The 12584-nt window shown below is 67.9% G+C and carries 11 protein-coding genes; all 11 read right to left on the minus strand.

Annotated features, from left to right (window positions below; genetic code table 11):
- Nucleotides 1–64: 64 nt before the first annotated feature.
- The 11 genes from VAR608DRAFT_RS32515 to VAR608DRAFT_RS32565 all read right to left on the minus strand — a co-directional run bounded on the left by VAR608DRAFT_RS32515 (nucleotide 65) and on the right by VAR608DRAFT_RS32565 (nucleotide 12510).
- Nucleotides 65–799: an RNA polymerase sigma factor FliA gene (locus VAR608DRAFT_RS32515; RefSeq protein ID WP_088957818.1), complete on the minus strand. Its 735-nt coding sequence runs from the start codon at nucleotides 797–799 to the stop codon at nucleotides 65–67.
- 34 nt (nucleotides 800–833) lie between these two features.
- Nucleotides 834–1646, minus strand: a complete 813-nt coding sequence (locus VAR608DRAFT_RS32520) for an AAA family ATPase (protein WP_088957819.1) — start codon at nucleotides 1644–1646, stop codon at nucleotides 834–836.
- A 10-nt stretch (nucleotides 1647–1656) separates the two neighbouring features.
- Nucleotides 1657–4101 carry a flagellar biosynthesis protein FlhF gene (gene flhF, locus VAR608DRAFT_RS32525; protein ID WP_088957820.1) on the minus strand — a complete coding sequence of 815 codons (2445 nt, stop codon included), beginning with the start codon at nucleotides 4099–4101 and terminating at the stop codon, nucleotides 1657–1659.
- Nucleotides 4098–6191 carry a flagellar biosynthesis protein FlhA gene (gene flhA / locus VAR608DRAFT_RS32530; protein WP_088957821.1) on the minus strand — a complete coding sequence of 698 codons (2094 nt, stop codon included), beginning with the start codon at nucleotides 6189–6191 and terminating at the stop codon, nucleotides 4098–4100. Before flhA ends, flhF begins: the two co-directional genes overlap by 4 nt.
- On the minus strand, nucleotides 6188–7333 hold the full coding sequence (gene flhB, locus VAR608DRAFT_RS32535) for a flagellar biosynthesis protein FlhB (RefSeq protein WP_088957822.1): 1146 nt from the start codon (nucleotides 7331–7333) through the stop codon (nucleotides 6188–6190). Before flhB ends, flhA begins: the two co-directional genes overlap by 4 nt.
- A gap of 119 nt (nucleotides 7334–7452) precedes the next feature.
- On the minus strand, nucleotides 7453–8094 hold the full coding sequence (gene cheZ, locus VAR608DRAFT_RS32540) for a protein phosphatase CheZ (RefSeq protein WP_088957823.1): 642 nt from the start codon (nucleotides 8092–8094) through the stop codon (nucleotides 7453–7455).
- A gap of 41 nt (nucleotides 8095–8135) precedes the next feature.
- Complete coding sequence (cheY, locus tag VAR608DRAFT_RS32545) at nucleotides 8136–8525, minus strand: chemotaxis response regulator CheY (protein ID WP_172844009.1); 390 nt, start codon at nucleotides 8523–8525, stop codon at nucleotides 8136–8138.
- Nucleotides 8526–8551: 26 nt separating this feature from the next.
- Entirely contained in the window at nucleotides 8552–9577 is a 1026-nt protein-coding gene (locus VAR608DRAFT_RS32550) for a protein-glutamate methylesterase/protein-glutamine glutaminase (RefSeq protein WP_231973619.1), read from the minus strand.
- A gap of 65 nt (nucleotides 9578–9642) precedes the next feature.
- Complete coding sequence (gene cheD, locus VAR608DRAFT_RS32555) at nucleotides 9643–10308, minus strand: chemoreceptor glutamine deamidase CheD (RefSeq protein ID WP_088957826.1); 666 nt, start codon at nucleotides 10306–10308, stop codon at nucleotides 9643–9645.
- The gene (locus tag VAR608DRAFT_RS32560) at nucleotides 10305–11147 is read right to left on the minus strand and encodes a CheR family methyltransferase (RefSeq protein ID WP_172843932.1); all 843 of its coding nucleotides are present in this window, start codon (nucleotides 11145–11147) and stop codon (nucleotides 10305–10307) included. The genes cheD and VAR608DRAFT_RS32560 overlap by 4 nt, the downstream gene beginning before the upstream one ends.
- A 34-nt stretch (nucleotides 11148–11181) precedes the next feature.
- Entirely contained in the window at nucleotides 11182–12510 is a 1329-nt protein-coding gene (locus VAR608DRAFT_RS32565; protein ID WP_088957828.1) for an EAL and HDOD domain-containing protein, read from the minus strand.
- Nucleotides 12511–12584: the final 74 nt, after the last annotated feature.

Here is a 12584-nt window from a genome sequence, read left to right on the forward strand (position 1 = left end):
TCCCTCCGGACGTTGGTGGCACTCCGGCGGCATGATAGCGAGACGATGCCTCGCGCGCACTACCCTAGAGCAGCTCTTTCAGGCGTGCGCGCAGCCGGCTGATCGCCTGGCTGTGGAGCTGGCAGACGCGGCTCTGGCTCACTTCGAGGATCGCGCCGATCTCGCGCAGGTTCAGCTCCTCCTCGTAGTAGAGGTTCAGCAAGAGCTGGTCGCGCTCCGGCAGTTGCTGGATCGCTTCGACCAGTTGATGACGGAAGCCGCTTTCGAGCAATTGCTCCAGCGGATCGTCGCCGCCGCGCTGGCTGCGCCGCGCGTCCTGCGCATGCAGGTCGATGAAGGGGTTCTCCGCCTCGCCCTTGGCGAAGTCCTCCACGTAGAGAAGCTGGCAGCCCTGGATCTCCTGCAGCAGCGACTGGTAGGCCTCCAGGTCGATCTTCAGTTCCTTGGCGATCTCGCCCTCGGTGGGCGGGCGGCCATGGCGATGCTCGAGTGCCTGGATGGCGCGCTCCACGTTCCGCGCCGACTGGCGCAGCCCGCGCGAACCCCAATCGCTCGCGCGCAGTTCGTCGAGCATCGCACCGCGGATGCGCTGGCTCACGAAGGTCTCGAACTGCGCACCCTTGTTCTCCTGGTAGCGGCTCGATGCATCCAGGAGGCCGATCATGCCGGCCTGGATCAGGTCGTCGAGTTCGACGCTGGCGGGGAGCTTGGCGATCATCTGCAGCGCGATGCGCCGCACCAGCGGCTGATGCTGTTCCAGCAGATGGGACTTCTCGATGGTTCCCTGGGCGGTGTACACGTGCGGTCCTTTTGCGTTGTTGGGTGGATCTGCTTCAGGCGACGACGGCGCTCGGCAAGTGGAGTGCGCGTGGCGCGGCCATCGCGATGCCGTTGTCATTCATGGCGTGGTCGTTCGTCCGTGGGGTCCGTGCGGGTGCGCGCCACGGCCAGCGCGGCACATCGGCTGCGATGCGGCGGAAGTCGACCGCGGCCGGGCTCGCCGGAAATGCCTCGACCACCGTGCGGCCGAGGCGCCGGGCGTCGCCATGGTGCGCATCGGCGTGAACCCATCCCGCCGGTTCCAGCGACACCGCGAGATAGCGGCTGCCGGTGCTCGCGAGATTGCTCGTGATCTTCTGCGCCTCGCCCGCGCCCGACGCCCGGTTGACCAGGAAGCGAAGCTGCATCAGGCCGTGCGCATAGTGCAGGCGCTTGATGCCGGCATAGGCCATCGTGATCGACGCGGCATTCGGCTGCAACACCAGCACCCGTTCGTCCGCGCGCTGCGCGAGCGGCGAGAGCCTGCCTTCGTCGTCGAGTGCGGCATCGATCAGCACCACGCCGCCGTGGCGAAGCGTCCGCAGATCGACCGATGGATGGGGCGCCGGCAGCACTTCGACGCCGCATTCAGCCGCCACGCCCGGCACATCGATACCCCAAGCCGCGCCGGCCGAGCCGTGGCCCGAAGCCTGCTCGTCGATCAGCAGCACCTCCTTGCCCTGGTGCGCCAGTGCCGCCGCGAGATTCATCGCGGTGGTGGTCGCGCCATCGCCCAGGCTCATGCCCGCGATCGCGATGACACGCGTCGGCGTGTGCGCCAGAAGGCGGCGCAGTCCGTCCGCCTGATCCGCAACCAGCTTGCTCATCCGGTTCTCCTCAAGCCTCTTTCTCCATGGCGCGCAGTTGCGGCTGCAGCGGCGCGGTGGACTCGGTGCCGAGCGCCTCCAGCAGCACGAAGAGCTTGCTCACGCCCACGTAGAGCGCATTGCCCGTCAGCGGCCGGGTCGAGCGCGCAGGACGTCCGGTCAGCTCGTTGAGCAGCATGCGCGCGCGGTCCGCCCACTCGCCCTTGGCGTGCAGCAGGCGCCACGCGGTGGTGGTCACCTGGCCCGCGATCAACAGGCGCTTGAGCATGTCCGGATCGCCCAGTTCGCCCATGCCGCCGGCGAGTTGCAGGCCCTGGCGGACGAGGCGGAAGCACGGCTCGGCGTCGGATGCCCAGGCCTGCCACTGCGCGAGCTGGCGCGCGCTGACGCGCATGTCCACGTTCGACAGCAGGCAGGTCTGCGCGAGGATCTTCTGGCCGCGCTCGTCGAGCACGCGCCGCACCACGCCGCGCAGCGGCGGCAGCGCGGGCTTGTCCGCAGCGACGCGCAGCTGGACCAGCGCATGGGCCTCGCATTGCATCGCCGGCTTGCCCTTGAAGACGGCCGGCACCGGCTCGCTGAATTCGGCATCGATGCGCGCGAGCGCGCTCGACTCGCCGGTGCGCAGCTCGATCACGCTGGTGGAACCCGGCACGCGCGCGAGCCATTGCTGGCTCTGCGACTGCCATTCGGCCATCAGTTCGACCGCGGGCATCCTCGGCAGCAGGTGCACCACCGGCTTGCCCAGCGCTTGCTGGCGCAGCCACTGCACCTGGCGCACGCCCGGCTTGCGGCGCGCATCGCTGCCGCCGCGCGTCGCCGCGGTGGAGAGCCACTGATTCGGCGCCGCGAGCGGCTGGCCGCTGCGGTCCGACAGCAGCAGGCTGCTCTGGCATTCGTAGACATCGTCGCCGCCGTTCGAGCGAAGCCCGACCTGCCCCGACAAGGCGAGCACATGGCTGTCGCAGCCGACGGCGATCTCGCTGCGGGCGTGGACCATCAGGTCATCCTGCACCGCCTTCTGGCCGATGCTGTCGTCGCCCGCATGGCGCCACAGCCGGCGCGCCGCCTCGAAGCCGATCTGCGCGCCGGCCAGCGCGCCCGCCGCCGTCGCGAGTTCCTGCGCGTCGTGCGCCATGGCGCGAATGAGGTTCTGGTACCGCGCGCGCAGCCGGTCGGCCTCGGCCTGCGCCTGCACCACCTGCGCCGAGGGCGCGGCGCCGCCCGGATCGTCGTGCATCTCGGCCTCGGAGGGCACGAACAGCGCGTTGTGGCGCCGCGCCTGGAAGACGCTGTCCACCAGCTGCGCGCGGTCGGCGGGCATCAGGTTCTCGGGCACCTTCTGGCCGCTGGAGATGTAGTGCACCGGCAGGCGGTGGCGGATCACGGTGTCGATCAGCGCGCCCGGGTGCGTGGCTTCGTCCATCTTGGTGAAGATGCAGCCCGCGAGTTCGTTGCCGCCGCCGTGGCGGTAGGCGTGCACCACTTCGTTGAGCGTGTCGCCGTGGCTCGTCGCGTTGAGCAGCAGCAGCCGCTTCACCGGCCGGTGGCTGCTGCACAGCATCGCGATCTGGTCCGACACGGCGCGGTCGCGCTGGCTCATGCCGACGGTGTCGATGAGCACCATGTGCTTGTCGCGCAGGTCCTGCAGCACGAGGTGCAGGTCGGCCGCGTCCTTCACGCCGTACACCGGCACGTCGAGGATCTGGCCGTAGATGCGCAGCTGCTCGTAGGCGCCGATCCGGTAGCTGTCGGTGGTCACCAGCGCGAGCTTGTAGGCGCCGAAGCGCATCACGCAGCGCGCGGCCAGCTTGGCCGTGGTCGTGGTCTTGCCGACGCCGGTCGGGCCCATCAGCGCGTAGACGCCGCCCTGCGAGAGCAGCGCGTCCTCGTCTTCATGCACCGGCAAGGCGCGGATCAGCTCCGAGCGCGCGAAGGCCATGCCCTGCGCGTAGGTCTGGCCGGTGGGCAGCTTCTCGAGCATGGCCTTCGACAGGCGCGCGCTGAAGCCGGCGCCAAGCAGCGTGCGCAGCAGACGGCCGCGCACCGGGTCCTGGCGCTGCTTGTCGTTCCACACGACGCTGGCGAGCTGTTCCTCGATCATGCCGCGCATGGAATGAAGTTCGTTGAGCACCGCATCGGTCTGCGGCGTCGCCGGTTGGGGCTCGGGCCTCGGCGGAGCCACGGATGCCGAAGCCGGCACGGCGGCAACGACCGGCTTCGCGGGTGCGGCCGCAACGACTGGAGCCATCGGCGCGGCCGGCGCCGCGCTTTCCAGCGCCTCGCTCACATCGCTCTCCACCATCGCCACGATCTCGACCCCTTCGGCCGTTGCGCGGTTGCTGAGAACGATGGCTTCCGCGCCGAGCGCCTCGCGCACCAGGCGCAGCGCCTCGCGGCTGGTTGCGGCAACGAATCTGCGGGCCGTGGTCCGCACGTCTGTCGGGATACTCACGCTCTTCCTCCAATGGTGGCGGTGATCTTGATGTTGCGGGTGTCAGGGATCTCCGCGTGGGAGAGCACCTTCAATTGAGACAGGCTGCGCCGCAGGAAGCGCGCGAGCAGCACGCGCAGCGAGTGCTGCACCACGAGCACCGGCGCCAGGCCGATCTGCTCCTGGCGCGTGATCGCCGCCTGCGTCTGGCGCAGCAGGCTGTCGGCCAGGCCGGGCTCGATGCCGCTGCTGCTGGTCATGGCCTGCTGCAGGACCGCGTCGAGAGAGGCATCGAGGCCGATCACGTGCAGCTCGGCATCGCCCGGGAACAGCTGCTGCGTGATCGCGCGGCCCAGTGCGAGCCGCACCATCGACGTGAGCTCGGTCGCATCCTTGATGGTCGAGGCATGCTCGGCGATGACGTCGAGGATGGTGCGCATGTCGCGGATCGAGACTTCCTCGTCCAGCAGGTTCTGCAGCACCTTGTGCAGCGTGCTGAGCGACACGACCTTGGGCACGAGGTCTTCGGTGAGCTTCGGTTCGGTCTTGGTGATCTGGTCGAGCAGCTGCTGCACTTCCTGCCGGCCGAGCAGCTCGGCCGCGTGCGTCTGGATCAGGTGGTTCAGGTGCGTCGCCATCACGGTGCACGCGTCGACCACGGTGTAGCCGTAGATCTGCGCCTGCTGGCGCAGGCTGCCGTCGATCCACACCGCCGGCAGGCCGAAGGCCGGGTCCGTCGTCGGCGTGCCGGGCAGGCTGCCGGTGACCTGCCCCGGGTTGATCGCCATCCACTGGTTCGGAAAGGCCTCGCCGCGGCCGATCTCCACGCCCTTGAGGCTGATGACGTAGCTATTGGGCTTGATCTCCAGGTTGTCGCGGATGTGCACCACCGGCACCAGGAAGCCGATCTCCTGCGCGATCTTCTTGCGGATGCTCTTGATGCGGCCCAGCAGCTCGCCCTGCTGCGCCTGGTCGACCAGCGGGATCAGGCGATAGCCCACTTCCATGCCGAGCGGATCGACCATCGCGACGTCGTCCCAGCTCGCTTCGGTCGCTTCGACCGCCGGCGCGAGCGCGACCTGCGCGGCCGCCGCCTGCTCCGCCGTCTGGCGCGGCTTGCGGCTCAGCAGCGCCCGGCCGCCGAAGGCCAGCGCACCCGCGATCAGCAGGAAGGCCAGGTTCGGCATGCCGGGGATCGTCCCCATCAGGCCGATGATGCCGGCCGTGAGGAACAGCACCTGCGGGTTCGAGAACAGCTGGCCGGTGAGCTGGCGGCCAACGTCTTCGTCGGTGGTCACGCGCGAGACGATCACGCCGGCCGCGGTCGAGATCACCAGCGCCGGGATCTGCGCGACCAGCCCGTCGCCGATCGCGAGCAGCGTGTAGGTCGTGCCGGCGGTGGAGAAGTCCAGCCCGTGCTGCACCACGCCGACCACCAGGCCGCCGATGATGTTGATCACCATGATCATGAGGCCCGCGACCGCGTCGCCACGAACGAACTTGCTGGCACCGTCCATCGAGCCGTAGAAGTCGGCTTCCTGCGCGACCTCGGTGCGGCGCTTGCGGGCCACGTCCTCGCCGATCAGGCCGGCGTTGAGGTCGGCATCGATCGCCATCTGCTTGCCGGGCATCGCGTCGAGCATGAAGCGCGCACCGACCTCGGCGATGCGGCCCGCGCCCTTGGTGATCACCATGAAGTTGATGATCACGAGGATGACGAACACCATCACGCCGACCGCGAAGTTGCCGCCGACCAGGAAGTGGCCGAAGGCCTCGATCACCTTGCCCGCCGCGTCGGGGCCGGTGTGGCCGCGCATCAGCACCACGCGCGTGGACGCGACGTTGAGCGACAGGCGCAGCAGCGTCGAGAACAGCAGCACCGCCGGGAACGCCGCGAAATCCAGCGCCTTCATGGTGTACATGCTGACCAGCAGCACCATCACCGACATCGCGATGTTGAAGGTGAACAGCAGGTCGAGCAGGAAGGGCGGCAGCGGCAGCACCATCATGCTCAGGATGAGGATGATGAGGATCGGCCCCGCCAGGCTCTTGAACTGGTTGCCGGAGAACATTTGCGTCGGCAGACGCATCAGGCTGGCCATGGAATTCATGCGGTCTTCGGTGTGTAGGCGAGCGCCTCGGGGATCGGCAGGTCGGTCGGGGTGCGTGGCGCTTCGCCGACGCCCTCATCCTTCCAGCGCTTGAGCTGGTAGACCCAGGCGAGCACTTCGGCGACCGCGGTGTAGAGGCCGGCGGGGATCTCGTCACCGAGGCGCGTGTGCTTGTAGAGCGCGCGCGTGAGCGGCGGGGCTTCGAGCACTGCGACCTTGTGCTGGGCCGCGATCTCGCGGATGCGCTGCGCGATCAGGTCGGTGCCCTTGGCGACCACGCGCGGGGCGCGCATGTCGCCGTCGATGTACTTCAGGGCCACCGCGAAGTGCGTCGGGTTCGTCACCACGATGTCGGCCTTCGGCACCTCGGACATCATCCGGCGCCGCGCGATCGCCTGCTGCTGGCGGCGGATCTGCGCCTTGATCTGCGGATCGCCTTCGCTTTCCTTGTGCTCCTGGCGCAGGTCCTCGCGCGACATGCGCAGCTTGCGGTAGTAGCTGAAGAGCTGCCATGGCACGTCGATCATCGCCACCAGCAGCAGCGCCGCGGCGATCAGCGCACAGTCGCGCGCGATGATCATGATCGTCTGGGGAATCGCGGCGCTCACCGGCAGCGCCATGAGCTGCATCACACCGTCGAGGTCGCCCATGACCACGAGCCAGGCGACGCCGCCGATCAGCGCCGACTTCGCGAGCGCCTTGACGAGCTCGACGAGCGACTGCGCGGAAAACATCCGCCCTATGCCTGCGAGCGGGTCGAGCTTGGTGAAGTCGGGCGCCACCGCCTTGCCCGAGAAGAGCCAGCCGCCGAGCAGCATCGGCGCGACCACCGCGGCGACCACCATCATCACGAACAGCGGTGCGATGGCCGTGAGGGCATGCAGCACCATCGATCCGGCCTGCACCATCATCTGCGACGGATCGAACGCCGAGTTGCGCTCGAAGCGCAGGCCCTTGCGCAGCGCGCTCTCCAGAGTGCCGCCCAGCGACCCGCCGCTGAACCACAGGCCGCCGATGGCGGTGCCCAGCATGACCAGCGTGGTCAGCTCGCGGGACCGGGCAACGTTGCCTTCTTCGCGCGCCTTCTCCAGGCGCCGCGCAGAGGCAGGTTCCGTTTTTTCGAGATCGCTTTCCTCAGCCATTCATGCTCCATCGAGCATCGGTGAGGACCACCGGCTCGTGGCTGATTATTCGATCCACCGGGCTGGAACAATCGCCCGATCAAGGGGGCGAACGCCCCCCTTCTCTCCCAATCGGCGATTCAGAACCCCAGGCTCGCGAGAAGGTCGTCGACCTGCGACTGGTCGGTCACCGCGTCGGCGCTGCCGGGCTTGATCTGCGGCCCGTTCAGCAGGCTGTTGGAGGCGATTTCCTGCCGCTTCTCGGCCGGCGAGTTGTCGATCAGCACCTGCAGCAGTTGCGTCTCGACTTCGTTGACCACTTCCATCATCTTCTTGATGACCTGGCCGGTCAGGTCCTGGAAGTCCTGCGCCATCAGGATCTCCATGAGCTGCGCGTTGATCGCGCTGGCCTTCTGCGGCACGTCGCCGAGATACTCGCGCGTGTCCATCACGAGCTGGCGCGCGTGATCGAGCTCGATCGGGTCCTTGAACCATTCGTCCCAGCGCTGGCTAAGGCCCTTGGCATCCGTTGCAAGTCCTTCCTGCAAGGGCTGTGCGATGTCGATCGCGTTCAACGCGCGATGCGCCGCCCGTTCCGTGGTTTCCGCCACGTAGTTGAGGCGGTCCCGCGCACCGGGAATCGCCTGCGCAGCCTTCTCGACCTGCTTGTCCAGGCCCAGCTCCCGCATGCCTTCGCGCAACTGGCGCGTCAATTGCCCGATGCGGCCCAGCAACTGCTCGGCGGTGTTCCCGTGATCGTTGTCGATGGAGTGTTCATTCATCTGATTTGCTCCGCGATGCGCGCGACGCGCACCGCAAAAGATCACCTGGCCGCGAGTTTTTCGAAGATCTTGGTGATCTTCTCTTCGAGGGTGGCCGCGGTGAAGGGCTTGACCACATAGCCGTTCGCACCGGCCTGCGCGGCGGCGACGATGTTTTCCTTCTTCGCCTCGGCGGTCACCATCAGCACCGGCAGCTTCGACAGCTCCGGATCGGCGCGGATGTTCTGCAGCATGGTCAGGCCGTCCATGTTGGGCATGTTCCAGTCCGACACCACGAACCCGAAGCTGCCGCCGCGCAGCTTCTCCAGGCCCGCCGCGCCATCCTCGGCCTCGTCGACGTTGAGGAACTCGAGTTCCTTCAGAAGGTTGCGCACGATGCGCCGCATGGTCGGGAAATCATCCACGACCAGGATCTTGATGCTCTTGTCAATCACTTCATTTGCTCCAAAGGTTCGTCTCAAACGCGGTTCGTCCGCGCACCGAAGGTGCGCAGGTGGGCCAGCACACGGCGGCTCATCTCTCCCAACGGCGCGACCTCATCGGCTGCGCCCAATGCAATCGCTTCCTTCGGCATGCCGAAGACCACGCAGCTCGCCTCGTCCTGCGCCAGGGTGTGCGCGCCGGCCTTCTTCATGCGCAAGAGGCCCTCGGCGCCGTCCTTGCCCATGCCGGTGAGGATCATCCCGATCGCGTTCTTGCCCGCATGCCTGGCGGCCGAATCGAAGAGCACGTCGATCGACGGCCGGTGCCGGTTCACCGGCGGCTCCTGGTCGAGATGCGCGACATAGTTGGCGCCGCTGCGGGCCAGCGAGAGGTGGTAGGCGCCCGGCGCGATGTAGGCATAGCCCGGCAGCACGCGCTCGCCGTGCTCGGCCTCCTTGACGGTGATGCGGCACAGGCCGTCCAGCCGCTGCGCGAAGGACCTGGTGAAACCCGCCGGCATGTGCTGCGCGATGAGCACGGCCGGGCAGTCCGGCGGCAGCGGCTGCAGCACTTCGCGGATCGCCTCGGTGCCGCCGGTCGATGCGCCGATGATGATGAGCTTCTCGGTACTCAGGAGTGGACTGCGCAGCGGCGCCTCCAGCGCCACCTCGCCCTGCGGCCTCGCCCCCGCGCCGCCGCGTGCCGGCAGCAGCCGCGCGCAAAAGGCGGTGCGGATCTTGCCAGCAATCAGCTCGGTGTAGTTCAAGAGTCCGTCGCGCACGCCGAGGCGCGGCTTGGTCACGAAGTCGATCGCGCCGAGCTCCAGCGCGCGCAGCGCGATCTCCGAGCCGCGCTCGGTCAGCGACGAGACCATCACCACCGGCATCGGCCGCAGGCGCATGAGCTTCTCGAGAAACTCCAGGCCATCCATGCGCGGCATCTCGACGTCCAGCGTCAGCACGTCGGGGTTGGTCACCTTGATCAGGTCGCGCGCGACCAGCGGATCGGCCGCCGTGCCTACGACCGTCATGTCGGGCTGGCTGTTGATGATCTCGGTCATCACGCTGCGGATCAGCGCCGAATCGTCGACGCACAGCACCTTGATCTTGTTTGCGTTGTTCGTGCTCACCAGCTTCCTTTGTTCTTCGCCAGCAGGCTCGCATCGCCGGCGGCATTGTTGTTGCGCCTCACCGGGCCGGGGCTCGCGCGGGGGCCGGCCAGCTGGCGAAGCAGCTCGCCCTCCTCCCACTGAATGGATTGCACGTCGGCCTGCCCGCGCAGCCTGCGCACCACGGCCTTGCCGCTCGACGGGATGAAGCACACGCGCCGCGCGTACGGGCCGCGCAGGTCCTGCGCGGCGACGGCGATGCGCTCGGCGCGCAGATAGCGCAGCACGAAGTCCGCGTTGCGGTCGCCGATGTTGAGCGTCGTCATGTTGGCGAGCACCGCGCCGCCGCCGAAGACTTTCGCCTGCAGACGCTCGCGCCGCGCGCCGGCGCGCAGCAGCTCGCGGATCAGCACGTCCATCGCGTAGGCGCCGTAGCGCATCGACTCGGCCTGGTCGCGCGCGTTCGCATCGCCGTCGTCCGGCAGCATGAAGTGGTTCATGCCGGCCACGCCGTTGTCGATGTCGAGGAGGCAGGCCGACACGCACGAGCCCAGCACCGTGGTCAGCACCGTGTCGGTCGTCGTGACGTAGTACTCCGAAGGCAGCAGCTTCACCGCCATGCTGCCGACGTCACGGTCGAAGTAGTGGTGACTGGCGACGGAGCCCGGCGCAACGAAGCTCATGCAGGCACCGCCTTCGCAACGCCGCGCGCCAGCTCATAGACCGTGTGGCCCAGCGGCTTGAAGGTCTGGTTGACGAGCGACGCATTCTCCGAATGCCCGGCGAACAGCAGACCGCCCAGCTTGAGCAGCGGCGCGAAGCGGTCGAGCACCTTGTTCTGCGTCGGCTTGTCGAAATAGATCATCACGTTGCGGCAGAAGATCGCATCCACCGGCTCCTTCACCGACCATGACGGGTCGAGCAGGTTGAGCCGCGAGAACTTCACCATCGCCGCCACCTCGGGCCGCACGCGGACCTTGCCCGCGTTGGCGCCGGTGCCCTTGTTGAAGAAGCGCCGCAGCCGCTCGGGCGACAGGCGGCCGACCTGTTCGGCGGTGAACACGCCCGCCTCGCCCTTGGCCAGCACCGCGGTGTCGATGTCGGTCGCGATCACCTTGGCGGAGCCGGCGCGCGCGCCGAGCGCCTCTATCAGCGTGATCGCGATCGAGTAGGGCTCCTCGCCGGTCGAGGCCGCCGCGCACCAGACGGTGACCGGCTGCTGCGCCTTGCGCACATGCTCGGCCAGCACCGGGAAGTGGTGCGCCTCGCGGAAGAAGGAGGTCAGGTTCGTGGTAAGCGAATTGATGAACGACTGCCACTCGTCGCCGTCCTGCCGCGATTCGAGCAGCTCCAGGTAGGCCGCGAATTCCGGCAGTCGAAGTTCGCGCAGCCGCCGCGAGAGCCGGCTGTAGACCATCTGTCGCTTCTGCTCGCCAAGGGCGATGCCTGCGCGCCGATGGATCAGCGTGCGGACTTTCGCGAAGTCGCTGTCGGTGAAGAGGAATTCGGTGTTCACTGCCATCTTGCACGTATATCGGCAGCAACCCCCCCGAGATTTAGGCCGTCTCGATCGCGCTGGCCTCCTGCGACCAGACCATTGCCGACAGGTGCGCCGCGTTGACCTGGCCCGCGCTGACGAACAGCGCCTCCGCCAGGCGCGGGGCGTCGCCGTTGTCGGTCTCGCAGGCTTCGACCAGCGACAGGAAGGGTGCGTACACGCCCTCGCGCGACAGGATCGCCTGCTGCACCGACTCGGTCAGCTGAACCTTCTCCAGCACCTCTTTCATCGGCACGCCGAGCAGCCGGTCGATGAGCGAGAACATGCCGACCACGAAGAGGTTGTCCGATTCGCTCGCGGGCAGCATGCCCTGCCCCATCAGCTCGACGAAACGGCCGCGCATGATCGCGCGCTTCATCATGAAATGGGAGCTCGCGCGATTGCTGGTCGCCAGCAGCAGCGAAAGCCAGCGGAAGAGCGGCTGGTAGCCGAGCATCGCCACGGCGTGCCGCAGCGAAGTGACCTCCACTCCCACGCCGATCGCCGGCGAATTGATGTGACGCAGCAAGCGGTAGGTGAGCGCGACATCGCGCTTGAGCGCGGCCTCGATGGAACGCACGTTCTCGTTGCGCTTGAGCATCTGCATCAGCCGCACGATCAGGATCGACTCGGGCTGCAGCTCGCCGACCTCCTTCACCGGGGGCGCTTGCCGGCCCTCGACGAGCACATCGACGCACTGCTCCGCACAGGCCTCGAAGTCGTCCCAGCCGTTCATGCGTGTCGCGACGAGCTGGATCGGCGCGCGGCCGGTCGGCTCGCCCTTGCGCGCCTCGGTGATCAGGGCCGGGTCGCCTGCACCGACGTCGAGGTGGGTGACGATTTCCAGCAGCTCCGGGTCCTGCGGCAGCGTCTTCGGATCGCGCAGCATGAAGCCGAAGCCCTGCTCGCGCAGGAACAGCAGCATCGAGCGCGTGTCGGGATCGGCGAGATCGTCCATGCCCATGCACAGCACCACGTTTTCCGGTGGGAGCCCCTGGAGTTCGTTGAGGAACAGTGCATCGACCGTGACGTCGAGGTAGACGGCCAGCCGCCCGAGCCGCCAGCCCTTGGGCGGGTTGAGGTGCTTCGCGATGCACTCGACCAGCGCCCTGCAGCGCGCGGACGCATCGGCGCCGCCGCTTGCATCGCGCCAGGCGAAGCGCAGGCCCTGCACGCGCATCTGCGCATCGAGCTGCAGCGCGTAGCTCACGTAGCCCTTGGCCTGCGCCTCTTCCAGCAGCGCAGCTTCCGGCGAGGCTTCCGATGCACCTGGCGCCACGGCTCTCACCAGCTCGTCGACCGCGACCTCCCCCTTCGATCCGGGGCGGCGAAAGAAGTCAAAACGCATTGCAAGTGTCTCCGTCAAATTCACAGGTCACGCACCCGGTCGCGACCGGGTGCACGGGGCAATTGCATGAGGGA

This window comes from Variovorax sp. HW608, assembly GCF_900090195.1.
GTDB lineage: Bacteria > Pseudomonadota > Gammaproteobacteria > Burkholderiales > Burkholderiaceae_C > Variovorax.